The following is a 23,159-nucleotide window of genomic DNA, read 5'->3' as shown; positions in this document are numbered from 1 at the left end:
CTCACATCCTGAACACGCCGAAGTTGGTTTCGACCTTGGGTCTGCGCGATGTTACATCCAGCATCAGCGCCATGACGTCACGGGTCTCACAGGGCTCGATCACGCTGTCGATCCAAAGGTTGGAAGCAAAATTATAGGCCCCCTGAAAATCTTCGTATTCCTTGCGGATCGGTGCCTTGAAGGCTTCCTCCTCCTCGGGGGTCCAGCTTTTGCCTTCGCGTTCGTTGATCTGCGCGCGGACCTGAGCCAGCACGCTGGCGGCCTGTTCCGGCCCCATGATTGCCGACCGTCCCGTCGGCCAGGCGAACATTGCGTCCGGCTGGAACGGGCGGCCCAGCATCGCCAGGTATCCCGCGCCGTAAGAGCCACCGGTGATGATTGTGAATTTCGGCACCCGGGCCGAAGACATGGCCGTGATCATTTTAGCACCGGCCTTGGCAATGCCCATCTGCTCGACCTCGCGGCCCACCATGAAGCCGTTCACATCGGCCAGGAACAGCAGCGGAATATCACGCTGGACGCAGAGATTGATGAAATGCGTCGCCTTCAGCGCGGCTTCGACGAAAAGCACGCCTGTATTGGCGATGATCCCGACCTCGTGGCCGTGGATGCGCCCCCAGCCGGTCATGATCGTGTCGCCATAAAGCGGCTTGAATTCGTGAAAATCGCTGCCGTCCACCAGCCGCGCGACGATCTCGCGGTTGTCTGTCGGCACCCTGGGATCGCGGCTGACAATGCCGTAGATTTCCTCGACCGGATAGGCCGGCGGGCGCGGCGCGGCGGGCGTCTTGCGGGGCCGGGGCTTTTCGCCCAGATGGCTGACGATCTCGCGGGTGATGGCCAGGGCGTGGGCGTCATCCTCGGCCAGATGGTCGGTCACGCCCGACACCGACGAATGCATCTTGCCGCCACCCAGTTCTTCGGCTTCGACCTTTTCGCCGGTTGCGGCAAAGGTCAATTCCGGTCCGCCCAGATACATAAAGCCCTGACCGCGCACGATCACCACTTCGTCACAGAGCGCGGGAATATATGCGCCACCCGCGGTGCAGGGCCCCATGACCACGGCGATTTGCGGCACACCATCGCCCGACATGCCGATCTGTTGGTGAAAGATGGACCCGAACTGGCCTTCGTCAGGAAAGATGTTTTCCTGATCCGGCAGGAAGGCACCGCCGGAATCCACGAGGGTGATGACGGGCAGACGGTTCTTCCATGCGATCTTCTGGGCGCGCACATGCTTGCGGGAAGTCATGCCGAAATAGGTGCCGCCCTTTACGGTGGCATCATTGGCGATGATCATGCACTGACGGCCTTCGATCACACCGATGCCCGTGATGATGCCCGCGCCCGGTGGCACGCCTTCATATTTGTTCAACCCGGCCAGCTCGCCGAGTTCCAGGAATGGTGTACCCGGGTCGATCAGCCTTTCAATTCTTTCGCGCGGCAGGATTTTGCCTTTGTCCACATGACGTTTGCGCGCCTTTTCGGGGCCGCCGACGCGCTGTTTGAGCCGGAGGGCATGTAGTTCATCGACCTTTTCGCGGTAAGACACGTCGTTGGCGCGGAAGTCGTCGGACCCGGTGTCGAGAAGGGATTTCATTCTTGTCATGGCAGGTCCGGATATTCTCTCAGAACGAAGGCGACCTTGGCGGCACCGGGTTTCTCAAAGGTGTCGGGCGCGACAAGGTGAACGTCGGCCTTGAAGACAAGGGCATCGCGCAGGCGCTGCTCGATTTTCTTCTTGAGCGCCTGGTCATCCGCGGCGTCGCGGTCGGGACCGCGTTCGACGATCACCGTCAGCGCGCCCTGCGTGGTGTGACCCTCGAAATCGGCCACGATGCGCATGACGCCGTTGGTCTCCGGCACCATCTCGGTGATCACGCTGTTGATGGCCGAGGGAAAGACATTGGCCCCGCGCACGATCAGCATGTCGTCGGTCCGGCCGGTGCAGCGGATCTTGGGCCCGGTGCGCCCGCAGGTGCAGTCGGTGTCGAGAACCTCGATGTAATCGCCCGACCGGAATCGCACGAGCGGGCTCGCCCGACGGCCGAGCGCGGTATAGATCATCTCGCCCTCGGCACCCTTTTCCCAAGGGATGATTTCTCCGCTTTCGGGGTCGAGCAATTCGGTAATGATGTAGTCCATGTTGACCATATGCATCCCCGACTGGGCATCGCATTCAGCCCAATAGGTCACACCCAGATCGGTGCCGCCCAGCATCTCACAGCATTTCGCGCCCCAGGCCGCTTCGATCTTGGCCCGGATGGCGGGAATGCCGCCGCCGGGTTCGCCACCGACGATGATCTGTTCGACGCCCAGTTCACTGGCTTTGCAGCCGAGCACTTCGGGCGCTTTGTCAGCCAGGTGCAGCACGAAATTCGGCGCGCCGACGATGCAACGCGGGCGCGTGTCGGCGCAGGCGCGCAGCAGCCGTTCCACGCCACCATCCGCCCCCACAGGCACGTCGATTGCGCCCATGTACTGCAACCCCTGCATCACCGGAATGCCGCCGACAAAACCCTTGGCCAGCGAAAACGCATGCAGCACCATATCGCCGGACCGCACGCCATTGGCAAAGAAACAGCGCGCCGTCATCTCGTGCCACATCTCGGTATCGGCTTCGGTCAGCGCCACGTAAGACGGGCTTCCGGTGGTGCCGGACGAGGCCTGCATCTGGATGATATCGGCCATCGGCGCGGCCCGGTGTTTGCCGAACGGCGGTTCGGCGGCCAGGCTTTCGCGGATCTCGGTCTTGTAGGTATAGGGCAGTTTCTGGAGGTCTTCGATGGTGCGGATATCGTCGAATTCCACACCGGCTTTCGCGAACTTCTCCTGATAGAAAGTCGAGTTTGCCTTGAGATAGGCCATCTGATCGCGCAGCCGCTCTTCCTGAATACGGCGCACCTCGTCGAGCGGCGTGCCCTCGATCGCGTGCCAGAAGCGATCATTTACCTTGTCGGCGGCATCTTCCCGCCGGAAGCGCATTCCAAATTGCATGTCGTTCTCCGTTCCAAGCCGTGGCGATCAATAGGATCGTGGCAGCCCCATGACCTTTTCGCCGATAAAGCTCAGGCACAGTTCGCGGTTCACCGGCGCTGTGCGCAGCAGGCGGACCAGCGGGTACATCTCATAAAGCCCCGTATCTTCGGTAAAGCCCGATCCACCATGCGCCTGAAGCGCCGCGTCGACCGCTTCGATCCCGGCTTCGGCGGCGGCATATTTCGCCATGTTCGACGACGCACCGGCAGGCAGCTTGTTGTCGAACTCCCATGCCGCGCGCCGGGTCATCAGGCTGGCCATCTCGACCGCTGTGTGCGCCTTGGCCATCGGGTGCTGCACGCCCTGGTGCGCACCGATGGGTTGGCCGAACACATTGCGCTCGGAGGCATAGGCCACGCCCTTGTTCAGGGCGAACCGGCCGATGCCGCAGCACAAGGCGGCCAGGATGATACGCTCGGGGTTGAGGCTGTCGAACAGGATCGAGAACCCTTCGTCCACCTCGCCGACCACATCCTCGGGGCCGAGATCCACATCGTCGAAGAACAGTGTCCACTGCTCCTCGGGCAGGGGGATCGAGATCTTCACCCGCTGCTTGTCGACGCCTTTTTTCTTCAGATCCACGGCGAACAGGGTAAAGCCGTCGGTCTTGCGGCTGACCTCGGTATGCGGTTTGGTCCGCGCCACCACGAGGCAGTAGTCGGCCACTTCGGCCCCGGTGATGAAGGTCTTTTCGCCCGACAGGCTGAACCGGTTGCCTCGACGCTTGGCCAGCGTAGTGGCCTTCATCGTGTTCGACCCGGCCCCCGGTTCAGTGATCGCGAAACAGAACTGGATATCACCGCGGCAGGCAGCCGGCAGCAGTTCTTTCTTGTGGAACTCGCTTCCGTGGCTGGCGATATGGGCCAGCGACATGGTCGGCCCGACCACCATCATCAAAAGCGGAATGCCGTGATTGGCGGTGCCCTCCATGAACAGGGCCATTTCGGTCATACCAAGGCCCGCGCCGCCATATTCCTCGGGCACCATGATGCCGAGGAAGCCGTCATCGGCGATCTGGCGGAACATTTCGTGCGGAAACTCGTGCTTGCGTGCGTGTCTCAGCCAGTAATCGTTGTCGAACTTCTGCGCCAGCTGGCCGCCATAGTCGTAAATCTGGCGTTGTTCGTCGTTCAAAATGAAATCCATGTTTCGTCCTCAAGCCTTGAATTCGGGGGCGCGCCGGTTCTCGAATGCATCGAGGCCCTCCGCCACGTCATCGCTGGGCAGTGCGCGCACGGCGGCATCGCGCTCAAGCCGCATCTGCTGGTCGATACCAAGGTCCGCGCCTTCGCGCGCCAACCGCTTCATCTCGGCGATGCCGGGACGTGAACGGGTGGCGATTTTCTCGCAGTATTCCAGCGCAGACTTGTGCAGGTCCGCATCCGGCACGATGTAGTTGACCAATCCGGCCTCTTTGGCCTCGTCCGACTTGAGCCAGCGGGCCGAGAACATCAGGTCGAGCGCCCTGCGCTGCCCCATCAACCGTGTCAACCGCTGCGAGCCACCCCAACCGGGAATCAGCCCGAATTGCGCGTGCTGATCGCCAAACTGGGCGCTTTCGGCCGCGAAACACACATCGCATGCCAGCATCAGTTCGATCCCGCCGGCCAGACACAACCCCTGCACTGCCACCACGACAGGGAGGGAGGAGGTTTCAAGCGCACGCAGGTTGTTCATGCCAAAGGCGATGAAATGGTCCAGCGCGGCGGGATCGTTCAATTTACCTTTCACTTCCACCAGATCGGCACCGGTGCAAAAGTGCTTGCCCTGCGCCCGGATGAGGATCGCCCGAATAGCGGGGTTCGCCTCGAATTCCGCACGCGCGACAGAAATACGCTCATGCACCTCAAGTGATAGGCAATTGAATTTCTCGGGGCGGGCCAGTTCGATGATGCCGGTGTTGCCCTCGGAAGTGACGAGGATGGGGTCGCTCATTTCGAGGCTCCCTTCGCCTTCTTGTCATACTGCAGCGCCATGCGACCGACCTTCTCGCGGGCGATCACCAGCTTCTGAATCTGCGCGGTGCCGTCGCCGATCTGAAGGCCGAGAACGTCGTTGTAACGCTGGTGGTGGGGCAGGTCGGTGGTGTAGCCGTAATGTCCGTGCAGGATCAGGCACTGGTGCAGGATCTCGCAGGCGGTTTTGGGCAGGTACCATTTGCACATGGCAGCCTGAGAGGTGTGGGGCAGGCCACAGTCGCGCAGGTCCAGCGTGTAATAGCAAAGCTGGCGCATCATGGTCAGTTGGGTCTCGGCCTCGGCCAAGGGAAAGCTGACACCCTGATACTGCACGATCGGGGCTCCGAATGCCTCGCGCTCCTGAACGTAGGCCCAGGTTTCATCCACCGACGCTTGCGCGGCCCCCAGGCACTCCAGCCCGATCAGTGCGCGGGAATAGTCGAAGCCCGCCATGATCGTGCCAAAAGCACGGTCCTGTTCCGCCATCATGTTTTCAGCCGGCACGAAAACATCGTCAAAGAAAACCGAGCCGCGCCCGACAGGCTTGGTGCCGATGTCGTCAAAATGGGTGCGCTTGATGCCTTCCTGGTTCAGATCGACGAAAAAGGCGCTGACCCCGCGTGAGCCGCCGTCAGGATCGCCGGTACGGGCAAAGACGACCGCCGCATCCGCCTGACTGGCAAAACTCATGGATGTCTTTTCACCGTTCAGCCGCCAGCCGTTGCCGGATTTCTCGGCCCTCAGAATCAGGTTCGCCGCATCCGAACCGCCACGCGGCTCTGTCAGGCCCAGACCAATGACGGCATCACCCGAAACAACCTTGGGCACCCATTCCGACGCGATGTTCTTGGAGGCATGTTTGGCAACCATTCCGCCCATGAGAGAGCCCAGAAGCTGCACGTAACTTGCGTTGAAATCGGCATAGGCGATCTCTTCGACGATCAGCCCTGACGTGACAGAGCTTTCGCCGAGTCCCCCGAATTCCTCGGGCAGATCGGCCCCGATCAGCCCCAGTGCGCCCATCTCCTTGATCAGCGCACGGTCGAATGTATGGCCGCTGGCGCGTTCTTGATATGTGGGCGCAAGCCTTTCAGTTGCGAAGCGCTTTGCGGTCTCGCGAAACGCCTTCTGATCGTCTGTAGGCTGGAATTGCATCGGTGCTCCTCCCCATGAGCGAAAATCTTCTTTCCAAAAAAATCTAACAAATGTTAGAATGTAGATCAAGTGCAGTTTTGAGGAGGAGAACCAAAGTGAAAAATAGACCAGATGGAAGCTTTGAAACCATGCTCTCGCCCATCCGCGCAGGCCAGCATACGTTGCGAAATCGTGTCATCATGGGGTCGATGCACACGCGGTTGGAAACCGAGCCCGACGGCATAGCCAAACAGATCGCATTTTACGCCGAGCGTGCGCGGGGGGAGGCGGCGATTCTGGTCACCGGCGGGTTTTCGCCCAATGCCGAGGGCATATTCGATCCAGAAGGTCCGAGAATCGATGACCCGGAAGAAGCGCTTGACCTGCGCCCGATCTGCGAGGCGGTGCAGGCCGAAGGCAGCCTGATCTGCGCACAACTCCTCCACGCCGGGCGCTATGCCAAGATCGAAGGGTGTGTGGCCCCGTCGCCGATCCGCGCTCCGATCAACCGTTTCATCCCGCGTGAAATGACCGAAGCCGACATTCTCCGTACCATCGAGGATTTTGCCGTGGCGGCCGCCAATGCGCAGGCCGCAGGCTTTGATGGCGTCGAGATCATGGGGTCCGAAGGATACCTGATCAACGAATTCACCGTCACCCACACCAACAAGCGCCAAGACGACTGGGGCGGCAGCGCCGCGAACCGCCACCGATTCCCGGTCGAGATCGTGCGCGCGGTGCGCGAACGTTGCGGCCCCGACTTTCTGGTCATCTACCGGATTTCGGCGGCCGATCTGGTCGAGGGCGGCGCGCCCGCCGATGAAATTGCCGCACTGGCCCGCAAGATCGAGGCTGCGGGTGCGGATATCCTGAACACCGGCATCGGCTGGCATGAGGCCCGCGTGCCGACGATCGCCTACCCGGTGCCGCGCGGTGCCTGGCGCAAGGCGGCAGCCAACGTCAAAGCGGCGGTGTCGATCCCGGTAGTCGCCTCGAACCGGATCAACACACCCCAGCTTGCAGAAGACATACTTGCCTCTGGCGATGCGGACATGATCTCGATGGCGCGCCCGTTTCTGGCCGATCCGCATTTCGTGAAAAAGACGCGCGAGGGCCGCGCAGACGAGATCAACACCTGCATTGCCTGCAACCAGGCCTGCCTGGATTTCATTTTTTCGGACCGGCCGGTCGGATGTCTGGTCAATCCAAGGGCCGGGCGTGAAACGGAATTCCGGGATACGCCAACCGACACGCCAAAGAAAGTGGCCGTCGTTGGCGGTGGTGCCGCGGGCATGGCCACAGCCGCCGAGGCGGCGCGGCTGGGCCACGATGTCACCCTGTTCGAAGCGCAGGACAAATTGGGCGGTCAGCTGAATCTGGCCCGCGCCGCACCAGGCAAGGACGAATTCGACGAAACCCTGCGGTATTATGCCGGTCAGATGCAGAAACACGGGGTCACGCAGCGTCTGGGACAGCGGGCAGAGGCGAGCGATCTTGAGGGATTTGACCATGTGGTCATCGCCACCGGGGTCACGCCGCGCATTCCCGACCTGCCGGGTATCGACCATCCCAGCGTCGCGACCTACGCCGAAATTCTGTCCGGTGACCGCGAGGCGGGCGACCGTGTCGTGGTGATGGGGGCGGGGGGCATCGGTCATGATGTGGCCGAGTTCCTAGTGACCAAACCCGCCGAGACCGCGAATTCCGACGTCTTTTGCGAAACCTGGGGTGTGGACCCCGAATTTGTCTCCTCGGGTGCCCTGGCGGGCGACCCTCTGGCACCGAAGCCGTCGCGCCGCAAGGTCGTCATGCTGCAGCGCAAGACCGCTAAACCGGGCGCGGGGCTTGGTGTTTCGACAGGGTGGATCCTGCGCAACGCGCTGCGCAAACATGGGGTCGAGGCAATGGGCGGGGTGACCTATGAACATATCGACGATGCGGGGCTGCACATCGTCGCGGACGGAAACCCGACGGTCATCGCAGCCGATACAATTGTGCTGTGCACCGGTCAGGAACCGGAACGAGCCCTGGCCAAAGAGGTTGTAGCGCGCGGCGTCCCGGTTACGATGATCGGCGGGGCAAAGGAGGCCGCCGAACTGGATGCGCTGCGCGCCATTGATGAGGGCGTGCGCCTGGCGCAGGATCTCTGAACCGAGGCTCGGGCAAGGGGGAAACTATGCTGACCGACGTCATCCGCGCGGGGCGCGCTGATCTGTATTCGATCTTTCGAACCCGCGCACATGACTGCGCCCGCGCCCTCGCCATCGAGGACGGCAGCAGGAAACTGACCTATGCAGAACTGCTGGAGCGGGTCGATCGTCTGGCGGCTGTCTTTCTGGCACGAGGCGTGGCGCCCGGAGACAGGATCGCGATCCTGTCGCATAACCGCTCAGAATACCTGGAGGTCGAACTTGCAGCAGCGGGAATCGGCGCGATCGTCGCCTGTCTGAACTGGCGGCTTGCCCCCGATGAACTGCGGCACTGCATCGATCTGGTCGAGCCGGTTCTCGCGGTTGTCGAACCGGAACTTTCAGAAGCTTACCGCGCCGTCGCGTCGACACCCTGTCTAACCGTCGGGCCAGACCTGGAAACGGCCATTGCCGGGGTCGAGCCGGACCCGCGCACCGGAACCATGGTTGACGACCCCGAGGCCGGTCTGACGATCCTCTATACCTCGGGGACCACGGGCCTGCCCAAGGGGGCGCATATCAGCCACCGCGCGCATATCGCCCGATCCATGGTTTTTGCGGCCCAGCTGGCGCTGGATCCCGGCGACGGGTTCATCGCCTGGGCGCCGATGTTCCACATGGCCTCCACCGATCATGCGCTGGCAACGATCCTGCGGGGCGGGACCGTGGTGATGGTGGACGGGCTGCAGCCCGCCGTCATCAACGAGGCGCTGTCACGCCACAGGATCGGCTGGTTCGTGATGATGCCCGGGGCACTGGAGGCTTTTATTAACGAACGGCACGCCAACCCTTTGCCGCTGAAGGGGATCAAGGTTTGCGGCGCAATGGCTGATCTGGTGCCGCCGCATCAGATCGCGGAACTGACCGGTCTTCTGGACACGCCCTATCTGAATTCCTTCGGGGCGACCGAAACCGGCCTGCCGCCGGGAACCGCCGATCTGATCGCGCCGGGTGTGACCCCGGACCGGCTGTCCAAGCGCATCAGCGCCTTTTGCGAGGTGCGGCTGGTCGATCCCGACGACCGCGAAGTCCCCGATGGAACGCCGGGCGAAATGGCGCTTCGGGGTTCGACGCTGTTTTCCGGGTACTGGAACGCCGACGACACCAATGCCCGTGACTTTCGCAACGGCTTTTTCCACATGGGCGATCTGTTCCGGCGCAATGCGGACGGCACCGTCGACTTTGTGGATCGGGCGAAATACCTGATCAAGACCGGAGGTGAAAACGTCTATCCGGCGGAAATCGAACGTGTGCTTCTTTCCCATCCCGATGTGATCGATGCTGCCGTGGTCAGGGCCTTCGACGCGAAATGGGGGGAAAGCCCGGTGGCCTTTGTCGCCTGTGACGATGACGGGCCGGATGCCGAGGCGCTGCTGAACTTGTGCCGCGAAAGCCTGGCTGGCTATAAGCGACCGCGCGAAATTCGCTTCATCGCGTTCGAGGACTTTCCCAGATCGACCAGCGGAAAGGTCCAGCGGCATATCCTCGAAGCCCGGCTCGCAGATTAATTTTCGCTCTGACCCGATCGTCACCCCGCCACGCCCGTTCGCCCCACTAGCGATATAAGCGTTCCTTTCATCGTTGCGATGAGCTTCTCATCCCCGCCCTTTGGAGTAGCCCCCTGAAAGAGGTCCACCAACTGGGATAGATTGACCCGCGATTGATGTGCTGCCCTCTGTCGGACCACAGGGCTGCGGGTATTCCGGGGGATTGAGCTCAGGAGGATTCTTCGATCCCTAAGCCATTAATCAGCGCGATCGGTGGTTTGTTCCAGGTTGCGCTGTGGGAGCAGCAGGTAACCCGGCGCTTCGCACGGACGGGCATGGAATGCCGGCAAGTGCCGGTTGACGCTGCTGCGGGCCTTCAAGGGAAAGTCGGCGACTATCCGATGTGCGGGACAAAGCGGACATTCGCCAAGCGACCTCAAACGTCCGGTTCTGTACTGCGGCCCGACAAAACGATATCAAGTGATCAGCGGTCAGCCGATCGCACCTGTGTAACTGTCTTCTTCGGCCCTCCTGTCTGCATGATCTGGGACAGGTAAGAATTGCGCCGTCTGATGAAGTCACGCAGAAGGGTCGGGTAATCTTCACTGACGGCATTCTTCACAGAAACCCGACGCTCCAGTTCATGTCGCCAGGCCCTTACACGGGCAAGCCCTGTGAAGACGCCAAACTCTCCGATGGTGTCAAAAACGTCGAAATAGCGGAAGACCGGGCCGAATACGACATCGACGAGGCTGAACCGGTGGCCATCGAACCATGGTCCCTCCCCAAGCTCCGCGTCCAGCCGAAGGAACTTTGAGCGGAGCGCCGCCACTTTTTCTTCCAACGCTTTCTCGTTCGGCGCCGAGTAGAACCCCGCAATGTCGTTCAAGACAGCAGATCCAAATTCAATCCAGGCACGGTGGCGGGCGCGATCGAGAGCGTCGTGCGGATGGAGCGCGTGGGGTTGTGTATCCTCAAGATATTCGAGGATAACCGCAGATTCGAAAATCGGCGTCCCGTCCACAACCAGGACAGGCGTCTTGCCCAGCGGAGATATGGCAAGAAACCAGTCGGGCTTGTTCGAAAGATCGATGTCAGTTCTCTCGAACGTGACACCTTTCTCAGTGAGCGAGATCGCCGCGCGCTGCACATATGGGCAGAGCGCATGGCTAATGAGGTGGAGGCTCATGTTGTCTCTCCCGCCATCTGCACGTTACCGGGCGCGAAGGAAGGGCTGAGGGCGAAACGGCCGTCGCCCAGAAGCCCTTGCACGATGGCAAGCAGCGTCAGATAGGCCGGGTATTCCCACCCGCCGTTCTCGTATCCGAACATCCAGCCGTTTCCGGAGTGAGCCCAGGTCGCACCGGCCAGGATGGGCACGGTCGCCGATGCGACCCACCGAGCCTGTACGCCGAGGACCAAAAGGGCACCGGCAATCGCCTCGACTGCAAAGACCATATAAGCAAACCAGCCGGGCAGCCCGATCGAAATGAAGAACTGCGCCGTTCCGGGAAGTGTGAAAATGAAGAGCTTGAGAAACAGGCTGTGCGCCAGGAACATGATCCCGAGTGCTATACGGAGCAGGAATATCCCAAATTCTGTGAGGTGCGATTGTGACATGATATGATCCCATATGTCGATGCATTGGCATCTATATATGCCGCGTCATATGCCGCGTCAAGGTTGATGCACTTACATGTACATGATAGGTGCTGGGTATGAACGAGATTGACCATGCTACTGAGGCCGCCTGGACAGCCCTCATGACTAAAAGCCGCGTTTTGCTTGAGGCTGTCGAAACGTCTCTGAAATCGGCAGGATACCCGCCACTTGCATGGTATGACGCGCTTCTGGAACTCGAGAAGGCAGGCCCAGACGGACTCCGGCCATTCGAACTCAAAGACCGGATTTTGTTACCCCAATACGGTACATCGCGGTTGCTGAACCGTATGGTGAAAGCAGGGCTGGTGGACCGACAGGACTGCTTGGAAGATGGGCGAGGTCAAAACATTTCTATCTCTGAAAAGGGTAAATCTGTCAGGAGGGCGATGTGGCCGATCTATGAACGGGTTCTGTCGGAAAGGATCGGCGCAAAGCTGAAACCCAAAGACGCCGCTCAATTGGCCACGCTACTCTCAAGGCTCTGAAGTCTCGGTCGACTGACGCGAAACCTGTCTGTGACTTTCCACGCTAAGTGGCCCTGAATTTTTTTTCACGTTAATTGGCCGACAGTTGCCTATGTCGGTGTGCGAAGGGTGTTTCGGGCTGTTTCGACGTCCTTTCGCATCCAACAGACTTCTGCGTGATCGTTGATAAATCCCATGGCCTGCATGAATGCATATACGGTGGTCGGTCCCACGAATTTGAAGCCAAGCTTTCGTAGGTCTTTGGAAAGGGTCTCGGACGCTGGTGATTTGGACCGCATTTGTGGCAGTGCGTCGTCCTTGGCAGGTTCATATAGCCAGATGAATGGGTCACGTCCCTTGGAGAGGTGTAACTCTGGGTCGCGCCCTTGATGGCGTCCGCGTTCCGCATGAGGCGCTGTAGGACGGCATCAAGGGCGCGGTGGTCATCGGAAAATTTTCGGTAGGGTCGGGTTGCTGAACCAACCTGAACCGAAGGAAGACCCCGATGACCAAACCCATGATGGACCTGCGAGAGCTTGTGGAGAAGAGCGCAGACGCCGATCTTCTTCGAGATATGATCGGTTTTGCCGCCGAGCGGCTGATGGAACTCGAGGTTGGCGCGAAGACAGGCGCCGACTATGGCGAGAAGAATCCGGCACGGCTTGTGCAGCGGAACGGTTACCGAGATCGGGACTGGCAGACGCGGGCCGGGAACGTGGAGTTGCGCATCCCAAAGCTGCGCAGCGGCAGCTATTTCCCGTCCTTTCTCGAGCCGCGCCGGGCCACCGAGAAGGCCCTGACGGCGGTCATTCAGGAGGCCTATGTCCACGGCGTCTCGACCCGATCCATGGACGATCTGGTCCAGGCGATGGGCGGGACCGGCATCTCGAAGAGCCAGGTCAGCCGCCTGTGCGAGGAAATCGACGAACGCGTCGATACTTTTCTCACCCGCCCGATCGAGGGCGAATGGCCCTACCTCTGGATCGACGCCACCTATCTCAAGGTCCGACAGGGCGGTCGTATCGTCTCCGTCGCCGTGACCATTGCCGTCGGCGTCAACACGGACGGGCGCCGCGAGGTGCTGGGCATGTCCATCGGGCCGTCCGAGGCCGAGACGTTCTGGACCGATTTCCTGCGCGACCTGGTGCGCCGCGGACTGAACGGGGTGAAGCTGGTGATCAGCGACGCACACGAGGGGATCAAGGCTGCCACGGCGCGTGTCCTGTCCACCACCTGGCAGCGCTGCCGCGTGCATTTCCAGCGAAATGCGCTCGCCCATGCCGGCAAGAGCAGCCGTCGCGTCATATCAGCCTTCATCGCCACCGCCTTCGCCCAGCCGGACCATGCGGCGGCCAAGACCCAATGGCGAAACGTCGCCGACCAGATGCGGGGCAAGCTGCCCAAGCTCGCGACCCTCATGGATGGCGCCGAGGAGGACGTGCTGGCCTACATGACCTTCCCCCAGCAACACCGGGCGAAGTTACACTCGACCAATCCGATCGAACGTCTGAACGGCGAGATCAAGCGGCGCACCGATGTCGTCGGGATCTTTCCCAATGAAGCCTCGATCCGGCGTCTCGTCGGCGCGATCCTGATGGAGCAGACTGAGGAATGGGCCGTCCAGCGCTCTCGCTACATGACACTGGAAACCTTGGGCCCGTCTGCGATGATCCCATCGTCAGCCTGCCTGCCGCGCAGACGGACTGACCAGCTCGGCGCGCCGAAAACCAGCTGGCCAGCCTTGAGCTACACCACCAATTGGGACGTGATCGATGAATGCGGCGAAGGAGCCTTCCTCTTGGACGACCTCGAAAGTACGGCGAGCGTTGTTGATCACGGCTTCGATCTTGCCTCGATAGCGAACAATTCCTTCATCGGCAAGTAGGCGCTCAATGTCGTTGTCGTCAAAGTTCGCAACTCCCCGAAAGTCGAACCCGGCGAAGGCAGCACGAAAGTTCTCGCGCTTGGCCAGAATGGTGCGCCAGCTCAGCCCTGACTGGAAACTCCGGCGTGACGGCAGCCCATCGGCACCGTGGGCGTCCATCCGTTCCAATTACGGTTGCAGCATCAGGCCGCTGCCGCATAAACTTGAACAGAAACCGAACCAGATCCTCCGTTACGATACAGTCTCAGCTCTCCGAAAAACCCTGACGACGGACAATCGGCGACCGCACTGCTAAAAGCTAACATTACCGCTTGACAGGTCTGAACCTGCTGGCGGCGATCTGGATACCGCGCGCGCCTACGGGAAACGGTTGGCCGAGGTCGCGAGCCGCTGGAACAGCTGATCCAGCTGTCTGAATAATCGGCCCGACCGCCCGGATCGGATGTGCTGCGGCCGGGTTGCGCTCAGTCCGCGACCCCCGCCCGCCCGATCAGCGCCATGAGCGTTCCGGTCATCGTTGCGACGAGCTTTTCATCCTGGCCCTTCACGGCATAGGCACGCGCCTCGCATATGGTCAGCGTCCTGCCTGGTTTCACCACGTCAGCGACGAAGCGAAACCGTTCGCCGTCCGCCGGGTTGAGTAGGTTGATCTTGAATTCGGCCGTCAACACTGCCGCGTCCGCTGGCATCAGCGAAAAGGCCGCGTATCCGCAGGCGCTGTCCAGCGCTGTCGACACGATTCCGGCATGCAAAAACCCATGCTGCTGGGTCAGTGCAACCTGATGTGCCATTTCCAGAACGATGCGGCCGGGTAACAACTCGGCAATGCTGATCCCCAACGTGTTCATCACCTTCTGGCGATCGAAACTGTTGCGCACGCGTGCGTCATAGTCGGGGTTTTTCGGTTTGAATTGTGTCATGGCGGGTCTTCCTCTTCGATTTCATTCGTCAATGACCAATCTTAGGCGGTCTTTGAGGCGCGTATCTTGTAGCGAAAGGTCAAAACGACGCGGAATAGACAGAGCGCGCAACGCGCCGGGCGGTTTGCCGGCGAAGATCCGGCAAGCGGCGGACAAGTGAGATTGATCGTAATATCCGGCGTCCAGCGCCAGATCGCTCAGCGGCAGGGTCTTTGACGCAAGCTGCCCGAGAGCCCGGCGAAAGCGTCGCAAGGTCGCAAGCCGCCGCCGCGACACGCCGGTTTCCGCCCGCACCTTTCGACGTTTGGTCCGGTCGCTGTAAGCTCCGGTTGGTGCGGCAAAGCTCAGGTCTCTCGCAAGGCCGTCAAGCACCGCGATGAGCGCAGGCAGGTCATCGTCCCCGGTCTGAATCCGGGCCAGTTCTGAGGCCAGCATGTCCAGCCCTTTGGAGTCGGGAAATCGCTGCGGTCGTGACGACAGTCGCAGCCCGGCCACGACACCCTGGAATGGCCTTGGGCGGGGCGAAAAATAGGGGCGCGGTTCTGCCAGCGATACGCGCCCGCCGCCGCTGTCGTCGCGCGTTACCGAAAGGGTAAAGAGGTCGGTTGCGAACCGCCCGCGTCCACCACCGCTCAGCACACCGGTATCGCGGAACACGAACAAATGGTCGATCTGTTTGGCCGCTTCCTCAGGCGGCGCCAGTTCGAGATAAAGCGGCGCCGCCATCAGGTTACTTGACGAAAGCATCCCGGTTCTCGGCGACGAAATCGGCAAATCGGCGCGCCGGGCGTCCCATCACATCGCTGACCGTGGTCTCGATGCCGGCAAGGTAGCCCTTGGGCGCGATGGAAGCCAATTCGACCATGGCTCTGGCGACCTCGTCCTGCATTCCGCCAGCCACCATGCCCGCCTTGGCATTTTCGGCCGACAGGGGTGCGCAGGTGACAGTGCGCCCGGTCACCCTGGACAGGAGGGCGGCGATATCTTCTCCGGTAAGAGCTTCGGGCCCGGTCAGACCAAGAGCCTTGCCTTCGTAACCCGGAGCGGTCAGCGCCTCGGCGGCGACATCCGCGATGTCGCGGGCGTCGATCCAGGCCACGGGGCCGCCCAGATCGTCATAGTACACGGCGTCCTTTGCAATGTTACCGGCCTGCCACAGCAGGTTCTGCATGAAATAGGTCGGCTGGACAAAGGTCCAGTCAAGGCCGCTTTGCTTCAGCAGCTCCTGGGTTTCGGAATGCCACTTTCCAAAGGTCAGCCCCGCCTTGGGCGACGCGCCAAGCCCCGTGGCCACAACGATATGGCGCACGCCCGCGGCCTTGGCCGCCTCGATCACGTTCGCCTTCCACTGGCGCATGTTCAGATGGGCAGGCGTGACCAGGTATATCTTTTCTGCCCCGTCACAGGCCCGCGCCAGCGCGGCAGGGTCCGTGAAATCCGCGACGACCGCCTCGCATCCTTTGGCCTTTAGCGCGTCTAACTTTGAGAGGTCGCTGGTGACAGCGCGCACGGTCGCGCCTTTTGCCAGAAGCGTGTCGACGAGGGGCGCACCAGTCGTGCCCGTGGCTCCGAAAACAGTGATCATGACTTTTCCTTTTGCAGGTCTGCGATGGGCTGAATGGTTTCCGGGTTGCTGATCGACGACAGATCGCCTGGATCTTCACCGAGAAAGGCGGCGCGCACGACACGGCGCATGGTTTTCATGCTGCGGGTCTTGGGCAGCGCTTCGACAAAGTGGATCTCGCGCGGGCGGAAGGGTTTCGAGACGATCTCCCCGACACGATCCTTGAGCCGGTTCACGAGCTCCGCGTCCGGCGACACATTTGGTGCCGCCACGCAGACGCAGACGACAGCCACGCCCTTGATGTCATCAGGTGCCGCGATGGCCGCGGCGTCCACCACCTCTCCGGTTTCGGTCAGGGCCGCCTCGATCTCGGGCGGGCCGATGCGTTTGCCGGCGATGTTCAGCGTGTCGTCCGACCGGCCCAGGATATACCATGTCCCGTCCGGATCGCAGCGCACCCAGTCGCCGTGCCGCCAGAGGCCGGGGAAGGTGGACCAGTAGGTGTCAAGGTAGCGATCGCGGTCCCCCCTGATGGCCGGGGTCAGACCCAGAGGCGGCTGGGTCACGACCAGTTCGCCGACCTCGCCCGGTGCGGCTTCGCTGCCGTCCTGGCGCAGAACCTTGGCCCCGACACCCAGGGCCTGGGCCGAAAATCCGCCGGGCTTGAGCTCGTGCAGCACGGTCGAGGTCAGGATCGCGCCAAAAAGCTCGGTCCCGCCCGAGATGTTCAGCGGCACGGCGCGGCGGCGACAGATATGATCGAGCTGCCAGAGCCAGGCATCCTCGGTCCAGGGCTCGCCGGTCGAGGCGACGATGCGCAGGGACGACAAGTCGTAGCCCGACAAAGATTCAGTATCCTGCGTCATGAACTGCCGTACCAGGGTCGGGGCCACGCCGAGATGCGTGACCTCCATCTCGGACGCAAGACGCAGCAGCCTGAAGGGATCGCCGGGCATTGATGGTGCGCCCTCGGCCAGCACCAGAGTCGAACCGGACAAGAGCACCGATAAAAGGGTGAGCGGTCCCATGACCCACCCCATGTCGGTCATCCAGAGGTGCCGGTCATCCCGTTTCATGTCGAGGCAAAGCAGGAAATCGGCCGTGGCCTTGGCCTGCACGCCCAAATGGGTATGCACGACACCCTTGGGCCGCCCGGTGGTGCCCGATGTATAGGCGATGAGAAAGGTGTCATCGGCACTGACGGGAACGGCGGCAAACTCCGGACTGGCGCGGCCCACTGTTTCGGTCCAGTCCAGATCGCGGGCCGGATCGGCCACCGCATCGCCGAACCGTCGCAGGCTGATCACGGTATGAACCGATGGTACGTCGGTCAAAGCCTGGGCAAGGGTCGCTTCCATCCAGACCGGCTTGCCTCGCCGGGGTGTGGCATCCGCCGTCAACACCGCCACGGCATCCGCGTCGTTCAGGCGCGATACGATGGCATGGGGCGCAAAACCGGAAAACAGCGGCACCGCAACCGCGCCCAGCCGGGCAATACCCAGAAGCGCGGCCTCGATTTCGGGGATCATCGGCATATAGATGCCCACCGCCTGACCGGGCCTTACACCGCGCGTGGCAAGGGCCGAGGCGACGCGGGAGGCTTCGGCGGTAAGGTCGGAATAGGTCCAGCGGCGGCGGCTTCCGTCTTCGCCGACCCAGTCGATTGCGACCTTGTCGCCCAAGCCATCGGCAATTCGGGCGTCAAGACAGGTTTCCGTCAGATTCAAAGTACTCCCGACGGCCCACCGGATCGATTCGGGCCCTTCGGAGATATCTCGCAACCGGCTGTAGGGCCGCGCGAACCGTATCCCGGCATGGTCAATGATCTGGCCCCAGAACCAGTCTGGGTCTTCATTCGAACGGCGGACGAGTTCCTCGTAACTGTCAATGCCGCAGCCCTTCAGAAATGAGGTCAGCGTGCTTGTCCGCTGGATGTCAGAGCCTGGCTGAAACATTCGCAACCTTTCTAGAATGAAAAAGGGCCGCACATAAGGCGCGGCCAGTCGGGGAGGTAACTCTTGGCACGGTATGGCAGCAGCGCCTTGAGTCCGGCGCTGCTGCCAGCGTTTTAACCGTGCATGGACAGGCCGCCCGAAACCGAAATCACCTGGCCGGTAATGAACCCTGCGTCGTCCGACGACAGGAAGCAGATGATGCCAGGGTAATCCGTCGGCTGCGCAAGACGCTTCATCGGAATCGCCCGCTTGAGACCTTCGGCGATCTTTTGACCGGCCTCGCCCTCGGCAACCTGAGCGAACAGCGGCGTATCGGTCGGGCCGGGGGCGACCGCATTCAATTGAATACCTTTACGCGCCAGTTCGCGCGCTACGGTTTTGGTGAACGAGATGATGCCACCCTTGCAGGCCGAATACACGGCTTCGCCGGATGATCCGACGCGTCCGGCGTCGGACGCGATGTTGACCACACGGCCGCCGCCGTTCTTGACCATGCCCGGAAGCACCGCGTGATGCATATTCAGCGGACCGTAAAGATTTATGTCGATGACCTTTTTCCAAAGGTCGGGATCGGTGTCGAGGAACGGTTTGATCACGTCCCAGCCGGCATTGTTCACCAGCACATCGACCGGACCCCCGGCCTCGAACTCGGCTACAGCCTTGTCGACCTGGGCACGGTCGGTGATGTCCACCTTGAAGGCCTGCGCCTTGCCGCCGGCCTCGGTGATCAGGCGAACCGTTTCCTTCGCCCCGTCTTCGCTCATGTCAAAGATCGCAATCTCGGCACCTTCTTCGCCGAACCGTTCGCACACCGCGCGCCCGATGCCGCTGCCGCCGCCGGTCACGATCACGCGTTTTCCACTCAACCCTCGCATATGGAGGTCCTCCTCTTCCGCTATCATCTTGGCAAAGAACTTGATTCGGAACGTTCCTTGCGTTATTCTAACATTTGTTAGATTTAATGCAATGGACAGTCTCGTGTCCCGCAAGTATCGAAATGGAATGGTACACAAGACTGACCCACCCAGGACACTGAGCGAAGACTTGAGCAAGTCTGAGAGGACACGTGAGGGTATCCTTTCGGCGGCTGCGCGACTTTTTCGGTATGAAGGCTATCACGCAACGACTATGCGCGACATCGCGCAGGAAGCTGGCATTGAGGCCGGCAGCATTTATTATCATTTTCAATCCAAAGACCAGATTCTGAGCGAAGTTCTCGATCTTGGCGTCCGTCAACTATATCAGGCGGTCAGTGAAATCGTTCGGTCGGCACCGACAAGTTCGGAGGGTTTTCGCAAGACCTTCGAATTGCTGATTGAAACACATCTGAACTATCTCTTGACCGACAGCGACTTCACGTCAGCCAATATTCGGAACTATCCGATGTTGTCGGACGAAACACGCGCCCCGCATCGCGAATTGCGTGCATCATATGCAGGGGCCTGGGGCAAATTCCTGAATGACGCCAAACGCGCCGGCCACCTTCGAAGCGACATATCCACTGCTGTGATCCGCCAGTTCATCCTGAGTGCCATGAACTGGACCGTAGAATGGTACGATGTCGACAAGTATCCGGTGCGCATCCTCGCGGTACGAATGAGTAAGCTGATACTTGACGGAATGTGTCCACATCGCAAGGCGGGTACCGAAGGCTTGAAGCTGTGCCCCGCCACTCCCGCCAAGATCCCGGATCCCGACGGCAAGGCGGCTAAGACCCGTGCAGAAATTCTAAAGGCCGCAGCGCGCGTTCTGAGGGACAATGGCTACAAGGCGACCACGCTGAGAAAGATCGCGGAAGAAGCGGACATGAAAGCGGGAAGCGTCTATTACCATTTCAACTCCAAGGAAGCGATCGTTGACGAAGTTCTAAACGCCGGACTGAGGGACTTGCTAGCAGGTGTCGAAGCCGCCGTTCGGAAATTCGATGCCCCGTACGATCATTACGCCAGGATAGCGACTGCAATCTGGGCGCACCTGGATTTCCTCTTCAAGGCAAGCGAATTCACCTCGGCGAATATCAGAAGCTATGGAATGCTCCCCAATCATTTCAGGGAGAGGCACAGGGGTATTCGCCGTGAGTATGGAAAACTCTGGGATCGGATACTCCGTGAAGCTCAGGACGACGGTGCCATACGGTCGGATATCAAGATCGTCCCCTTGCGCCAGGTGATGTTGGGTGCCTTAAACTGGACGGTGGAATGGTTCGACCCGAACAAGGCAGGAGTGGAAGGATATCTATCACTGCCTGAATTCTCCAGCATGCTCATCAATCTGTTATTGGAAGGCATTTGTAACCGGGAAGCGACCCCGTCCACAGGACAAGGTAGCCCTGAAAGCGGTTGCCCCGGTCAGACCAGAAGGAAGTGATACAGCCCTTCGGCAACCGCCTTTTCCCGATCCGTCTGCCAGCTGAGCACGCTGACGCTTGCCATCCGTTTGCCTTTGCGCGTGACGTTAGCGCGCGCAAAAAGCGGTCCCTTCACACCGGGTCTGAGGTAATCGACGGTCAGGTTGATCGGCTTGGCCGGAACGTCGGCGAAATCGGGCTGTACCGCGATGGCGGCAGTGGCCTCCATAAAACTCGCGATTATGCCGCCATGGTAGTACTCCATGATCGGGTTACCGACATGGCGGTCATCAAAGGTCATTTCCGCCTCAGCATGGAGACTGTCTAGACTTCTGACCTCAAAGTTGAGAAATCGGAAGAACGGCACCCGGGATACATTGGCATTGACAGTTTGCACGTCCATCACGAAGTTTTTCCTTTTGTCATTGCGTCAAACAGGCTGGTTTCGCCGCGCGTCAATGCAAACGAGGCGGTTCCCCTGGCTATTTCAGCATCCTCATGGCCCGCGAACCAGACGCTGCCGGAATTGAAGGCGATGTGGCGGGTCTTGCGAAAACAATGCGCTTGAACGATGACATCCGCGCGTGAACGGGCCGGGCGCAGGTAATCAACTCTGAGGTCAAGAGTGGCCATGGTACTGACGCCTTCGATGGCAACAAAGTTCGCCAGTCCAAAGACACTGTCCAGAAGTGCCGTCAGGATACCACCGTGGAGCAGCGATTGTTCCGCATCGACGCAAAAGTCCGGATTGAACGGCATCCGAACCCGAACACCTTCCGTCGAGACCTCTTCGATCTCAAGCGCCATATGCGTTATCAGACCCTTGCCGCGCGCATTCCACATCTGCGCGATTTGCTCCATCTTCTTTTGGGTGATGTCTGACATGCGATCTTTCCTTTAACGCCCCGTGAAATTGGGTTTTCGTTTTTCGACGAACGCAGCAACCGCCTCGTGGTGGTCTTCGGTCTGATGCATGAGCGCCTGATAGGCCGCCGCGGAATTCAGGAAATCCGGCAGGTCCATCCGTTCGGCATTGCGCATCAGACGCTTGGCGACCCGCACCGCACGCGGCGGTTTCGCGGCGATGACAGCGGCCCGTTCGCGGGCACGTTCCATCAATTTTTCATGAGGCACAAGTTCAAGCACCATACCAAGCTCCAGCGCTTCCTTGGCCTCGACCATGCGCCCTGAGAAGGTCAGATCGGCGGCCTTCTGGTGGCCCAGACGACGCAACAGGAACCAGCTGCCCGCATCGCCCGGAATGATTCCGAGATTCAGAAACACCTCGCCGAACCTTGCTTTTTCCGACGCGATGCGCATGTCGCACATCATGGTCAGGTCGCACCCCGCGCCCACCGCCGGGCCGTTGACTGCGGCGATGGTCGGAATATCCATGTTGTAGAGCGCAAGCGGCAGCCGCTGCACCCCATCAACATAGCTCTGCGCCGCCGCCAGCGGCTCCTTGCGGAACACGCTGTCGGGATCGTTCATTTCCTTGATGTCGCCGCCGGCACAAAAGGCCGGGTCGGCGCCGGTCAGGATCATCACGCTGACCTGAGGATCGGCCTGCACCTTGGCGAAGGTCTTCAGAAGGGCAGCGATCATGTCGTTTCCGGTGACCGGGTTGCGCCGCTCGGGATCGTTCAGCGTAACCGTGGCGATCCTGTCGGAAATCTCCAGAAGGACGGGCTGTTTATTCATTCTTGCCATCTCCCCGTTCGCGTTTTTCGAACATCGCGGGGTTGATCATGTCCCGCGCGTCATGACCCATATGCAAGGTCTCACCGCCGTCTACATAAATGTCTTCTCCGGTGATGAAACCGCCAAGTTTCGAGGCCAGGAAAATGATCGTGCCTGCGATGTCCTCGGCCGCCCCCATCCGGTTTAGCACCGAGCGGTTCAGCTTTTTCCACTGTTCCGGCGGAATCGGATAGCGGCCAAGCGCATCGGTCTTGATCGTGCCCGGCGCGACACAGTTCAGCCGGATGCCGTACTCGCCCCATTCGGCGGCCAGCGTTTTCATCATGCCCGTCACACCGGCGCGGGCGGCGACGGTGTGTGTAAAGCCGGTAAGCGCGGTGCGCGCAGAGATGGCGGTGACAAACACAACCGATCCACCATTGTCGTACATGAAGTGATCCGCCGCTGCCCGGGTCATCTGCCAAGATCCGATCAGGTTGTTGCGGATCACGGCTTCGAAGCCCTTGTTGGTGATATCGCGGGCGGCCGCGATATACTGGCCGCCGGCATTGTTCACCAAGACATCCAACTGCCCATAGTGGTCCTTGATCCGCCCCATCGCAGTTTCAATACTGTCTTCGTCGCGGGTGTCTCCGGGCACGACGAAGGCCTCGCCCCCCGCCGCGCGGATCATTTCGGCGGTCTCTTCCAGCGGCTCTTCCCGGCGCGCGAACAGCGCAAGCCTGGCTCCGCAAGCGGCCATTTCGATCGCCGTCGCCCGGCCCATTCCAGATCCAGACCCCGTGACCAGGGCAACCTGGCCCGCCATGAGATCCGACGCGTAACGCCTTGATTTCGCTTCGCTCATGTTCCGC

General features: G+C 60.8%; 21 protein-coding genes and 2 pseudogenes. 5 read left to right on the top strand and 18 right to left on the bottom strand.

Going from position 1 to position 23,159, the window contains the following annotated elements; all coding sequences use genetic code 11:
• Position 1: 1 nt before the first annotated feature.
• Genes F3H87_RS16595 through F3H87_RS16575 form a run of 5 tightly spaced genes read right to left on the bottom strand, consistent with a single transcriptional unit; the run spans position 2 to position 6,221 of the window.
• Positions 2 to 1,609: an acyl-CoA carboxylase subunit beta gene (locus F3H87_RS16595; protein WP_027264400.1), complete on the bottom strand. Its 1,608-nt coding sequence runs from the start codon at positions 1,607 to 1,609 to the stop codon at positions 2 to 4.
• Positions 1,606 to 2,997: a phenylacetate--CoA ligase family protein gene (locus F3H87_RS16590; RefSeq protein WP_027264401.1), complete on the bottom strand. Its 1,392-nt coding sequence runs from the start codon at positions 2,995 to 2,997 to the stop codon at positions 1,606 to 1,608. The genes F3H87_RS16595 and F3H87_RS16590 overlap by 4 nt, the downstream gene beginning before the upstream one ends.
• A gap of 27 nt (positions 2,998 to 3,024) precedes the next feature.
• On the bottom strand, positions 3,025 to 4,185 hold the full coding sequence (locus tag F3H87_RS16585; protein ID WP_027264402.1) for an acyl-CoA dehydrogenase family protein: 1,161 nt from the start codon (positions 4,183 to 4,185) through the stop codon (positions 3,025 to 3,027).
• A 9-nt stretch (positions 4,186 to 4,194) separates the two neighbouring features.
• Positions 4,195 to 4,974: an enoyl-CoA hydratase/isomerase family protein gene (locus tag F3H87_RS16580; RefSeq protein WP_027264403.1), complete on the bottom strand. Its 780-nt coding sequence runs from the start codon at positions 4,972 to 4,974 to the stop codon at positions 4,195 to 4,197.
• Entirely contained in the window at positions 4,971 to 6,221 is a 1,251-nt protein-coding gene (locus F3H87_RS16575; RefSeq protein ID WP_223228099.1) for an acyl-CoA dehydrogenase family protein, read from the bottom strand. The genes F3H87_RS16580 and F3H87_RS16575 overlap by 4 nt, the downstream gene beginning before the upstream one ends.
• 59 nt (positions 6,222 to 6,280) lie before the next feature.
• Here F3H87_RS16575 and F3H87_RS16570 point away from each other — a divergent pair, with 59 nt between their 5' ends.
• Positions 6,281 to 8,281: an NADPH-dependent 2,4-dienoyl-CoA reductase gene (locus F3H87_RS16570; protein ID WP_036051597.1), complete on the top strand. Its 2,001-nt coding sequence runs from the start codon at positions 6,281 to 6,283 to the stop codon at positions 8,279 to 8,281.
• 26 nt (positions 8,282 to 8,307) lie between these two features.
• Positions 8,308 to 9,828, top strand: coding sequence for a class I adenylate-forming enzyme family protein (locus F3H87_RS16565; RefSeq protein ID WP_027264406.1), 1,521 nt, complete (start codon positions 8,308 to 8,310; stop codon positions 9,826 to 9,828).
• 463 nt (positions 9,829 to 10,291) lie between these two features.
• On the opposite strand, the gene F3H87_RS16555 is transcribed toward F3H87_RS16565, so the two are convergent.
• Positions 10,292 to 10,996: a glutathione S-transferase family protein gene (locus F3H87_RS16555; RefSeq protein WP_027264407.1), complete on the bottom strand. Its 705-nt coding sequence runs from the start codon at positions 10,994 to 10,996 to the stop codon at positions 10,292 to 10,294.
• Positions 10,993 to 11,427 (bottom strand): DoxX family protein, encoded by a 435-nt coding sequence (locus tag F3H87_RS16550; protein WP_036051600.1) that lies wholly within the window; start codon positions 11,425 to 11,427, stop codon positions 10,993 to 10,995. The genes F3H87_RS16555 and F3H87_RS16550 overlap by 4 nt, the downstream gene beginning before the upstream one ends.
• 98 nt (positions 11,428 to 11,525) lie before the next feature.
• Here F3H87_RS16550 and F3H87_RS16545 point away from each other — a divergent pair, with 98 nt between their 5' ends.
• On the top strand, positions 11,526 to 11,954 hold the full coding sequence (locus F3H87_RS16545; protein ID WP_036051603.1) for a MarR family winged helix-turn-helix transcriptional regulator: 429 nt from the start codon (positions 11,526 to 11,528) through the stop codon (positions 11,952 to 11,954).
• Positions 11,955 to 12,043: 89 nt separating this feature from the next.
• On the opposite strand, the gene F3H87_RS16540 is transcribed toward F3H87_RS16545, so the two are convergent.
• Positions 12,044 to 12,241, bottom strand: a complete 198-nt coding sequence (locus F3H87_RS16540) for a DNA-3-methyladenine glycosylase I (protein ID WP_258095275.1) — start codon at positions 12,239 to 12,241, stop codon at positions 12,044 to 12,046.
• A gap of 197 nt (positions 12,242 to 12,438) precedes the next feature.
• Here F3H87_RS16540 and F3H87_RS16535 point away from each other — a divergent pair.
• A pseudogene (locus tag F3H87_RS16535) lies at positions 12,439 to 13,640 on the top strand (IS256 family transposase).
• Positions 13,641 to 13,707: 67 nt separating this feature from the next.
• Here F3H87_RS16535 and F3H87_RS16530 read toward each other — a convergent pair.
• The 6 genes and pseudogenes from F3H87_RS16530 to F3H87_RS16505 form a co-directional block, all read right to left on the bottom strand.
• Positions 13,708 to 13,977, bottom strand: a pseudogene (locus tag F3H87_RS16530) (DNA-3-methyladenine glycosylase I); the annotation flags it as partial.
• A gap of 305 nt (positions 13,978 to 14,282) precedes the next feature.
• A complete protein-coding gene (locus tag F3H87_RS16525; protein WP_027264411.1) occupies positions 14,283 to 14,738 on the bottom strand; it encodes a PaaI family thioesterase in 456 nt (151 codons plus the stop codon).
• Positions 14,739 to 14,759: 21 nt separating this feature from the next.
• Positions 14,760 to 15,464, bottom strand: a complete 705-nt coding sequence (locus F3H87_RS16520) for a helix-turn-helix domain-containing protein (RefSeq protein WP_223228098.1) — start codon at positions 15,462 to 15,464, stop codon at positions 14,760 to 14,762.
• A 4-nt stretch (positions 15,465 to 15,468) separates the two neighbouring features.
• Positions 15,469 to 16,323, bottom strand: coding sequence for an SDR family oxidoreductase (locus F3H87_RS16515; protein ID WP_027264413.1), 855 nt, complete (start codon positions 16,321 to 16,323; stop codon positions 15,469 to 15,471).
• Entirely contained in the window at positions 16,320 to 18,257 is a 1,938-nt protein-coding gene (locus F3H87_RS16510) for an AMP-binding protein (RefSeq protein WP_027264414.1), read from the bottom strand. Before F3H87_RS16510 ends, F3H87_RS16515 begins: the two co-directional genes overlap by 4 nt.
• Before the next feature lie 113 nt (positions 18,258 to 18,370).
• Complete coding sequence (locus F3H87_RS16505; RefSeq protein ID WP_027264415.1) at positions 18,371 to 19,132, bottom strand: glucose 1-dehydrogenase; 762 nt, start codon at positions 19,130 to 19,132, stop codon at positions 18,371 to 18,373.
• 169 nt (positions 19,133 to 19,301) lie between these two features.
• On the opposite strand from F3H87_RS16505, the gene F3H87_RS16500 reads away from it, so the two are divergent.
• On the top strand, positions 19,302 to 20,624 hold the full coding sequence (locus F3H87_RS16500) for a TetR/AcrR family transcriptional regulator (protein ID WP_223228097.1): 1,323 nt from the start codon (positions 19,302 to 19,304) through the stop codon (positions 20,622 to 20,624).
• Here the strand turns inward: F3H87_RS16500 and F3H87_RS16495 are convergent.
• Genes F3H87_RS16495 through F3H87_RS16480 form a run of 4 tightly spaced genes read right to left on the bottom strand, consistent with a single transcriptional unit; the run spans position 20,606 to position 23,152 of the window.
• Positions 20,606 to 21,007: a PaaI family thioesterase gene (locus F3H87_RS16495; protein WP_027264416.1), complete on the bottom strand. Its 402-nt coding sequence runs from the start codon at positions 21,005 to 21,007 to the stop codon at positions 20,606 to 20,608. The genes F3H87_RS16500 and F3H87_RS16495 overlap by 19 nt on opposite strands.
• Positions 21,007 to 21,489, bottom strand: a complete 483-nt coding sequence (locus F3H87_RS16490) for a PaaI family thioesterase (RefSeq protein ID WP_027264417.1) — start codon at positions 21,487 to 21,489, stop codon at positions 21,007 to 21,009. Before F3H87_RS16490 ends, F3H87_RS16495 begins: the two co-directional genes overlap by 1 nt.
• 12 nt (positions 21,490 to 21,501) lie before the next feature.
• Entirely contained in the window at positions 21,502 to 22,305 is an 804-nt protein-coding gene (locus tag F3H87_RS16485) for an enoyl-CoA hydratase-related protein (protein WP_027264418.1), read from the bottom strand.
• Positions 22,298 to 23,152 (bottom strand): SDR family NAD(P)-dependent oxidoreductase, encoded by an 855-nt coding sequence (locus F3H87_RS16480; protein WP_027264419.1) that lies wholly within the window; start codon positions 23,150 to 23,152, stop codon positions 22,298 to 22,300. The genes F3H87_RS16485 and F3H87_RS16480 overlap by 8 nt, the downstream gene beginning before the upstream one ends.
• Between the last annotated feature and the right edge of the window lie 7 nt (positions 23,153 to 23,159).

The organism is Lutimaribacter pacificus (genome assembly GCF_900142185.1).
GTDB lineage: Bacteria > Pseudomonadota > Alphaproteobacteria > Rhodobacterales > Rhodobacteraceae > Lutimaribacter > Lutimaribacter pacificus.
Note: the sequence above shows the minus strand (reverse complement) of the source record. Positions and strands in the feature narration are given on the sequence as shown.

Coding starts and splice junctions, on each gene's coding strand:
- F3H87_RS16595 (WP_027264400.1), bottom strand. CDS start 1,609: ATGACAAGAATGAAATCCCTTCTCGACACCGGGTCCGACGACTTCCGC.
- F3H87_RS16590 (WP_027264401.1), bottom strand. CDS start 2,997: ATGCAATTTGGAATGCGCTTCCGGCGGGAAGATGCCGCCGACAAGGTA.
- F3H87_RS16585 (WP_027264402.1), bottom strand. CDS start 4,185: ATGGATTTCATTTTGAACGACGAACAACGCCAGATTTACGACTATGGC.
- F3H87_RS16580 (WP_027264403.1), bottom strand. CDS start 4,974: ATGAGCGACCCCATCCTCGTCACTTCCGAGGGCAACACCGGCATCATC.
- F3H87_RS16570 (WP_036051597.1), top strand. CDS start 6,281: ATGCTCTCGCCCATCCGCGCAGGCCAGCATACGTTGCGAAATCGTGTC.
- F3H87_RS16565 (WP_027264406.1), top strand. CDS start 8,308: ATGCTGACCGACGTCATCCGCGCGGGGCGCGCTGATCTGTATTCGATC.
- F3H87_RS16555 (WP_027264407.1), bottom strand. CDS start 10,996: ATGAGCCTCCACCTCATTAGCCATGCGCTCTGCCCATATGTGCAGCGC.
- F3H87_RS16550 (WP_036051600.1), bottom strand. CDS start 11,427: ATGTCACAATCGCACCTCACAGAATTTGGGATATTCCTGCTCCGTATA.
- F3H87_RS16545 (WP_036051603.1), top strand. CDS start 11,526: ATGAACGAGATTGACCATGCTACTGAGGCCGCCTGGACAGCCCTCATG.
- F3H87_RS16525 (WP_027264411.1), bottom strand. CDS start 14,738: ATGACACAATTCAAACCGAAAAACCCCGACTATGACGCACGCGTGCGC.
- F3H87_RS16520 (WP_223228098.1), bottom strand. CDS start 15,464: ATGGCGGCGCCGCTTTATCTCGAACTGGCGCCGCCTGAGGAAGCGGCC.
- F3H87_RS16515 (WP_027264413.1), bottom strand. CDS start 16,323: ATGATCACTGTTTTCGGAGCCACGGGCACGACTGGTGCGCCCCTCGTC.
- F3H87_RS16510 (WP_027264414.1), bottom strand. CDS start 18,257: ATGTTTCAGCCAGGCTCTGACATCCAGCGGACAAGCACGCTGACCTCA.
- F3H87_RS16505 (WP_027264415.1), bottom strand. CDS start 19,132: ATGCGAGGGTTGAGTGGAAAACGCGTGATCGTGACCGGCGGCGGCAGC.
- F3H87_RS16495 (WP_027264416.1), bottom strand. CDS start 21,007: ATGGACGTGCAAACTGTCAATGCCAATGTATCCCGGGTGCCGTTCTTC.
- F3H87_RS16490 (WP_027264417.1), bottom strand. CDS start 21,489: ATGTCAGACATCACCCAAAAGAAGATGGAGCAAATCGCGCAGATGTGG.
- F3H87_RS16485 (WP_027264418.1), bottom strand. CDS start 22,305: ATGAATAAACAGCCCGTCCTTCTGGAGATTTCCGACAGGATCGCCACG.
- F3H87_RS16480 (WP_027264419.1), bottom strand. CDS start 23,152: ATGAGCGAAGCGAAATCAAGGCGTTACGCGTCGGATCTCATGGCGGGC.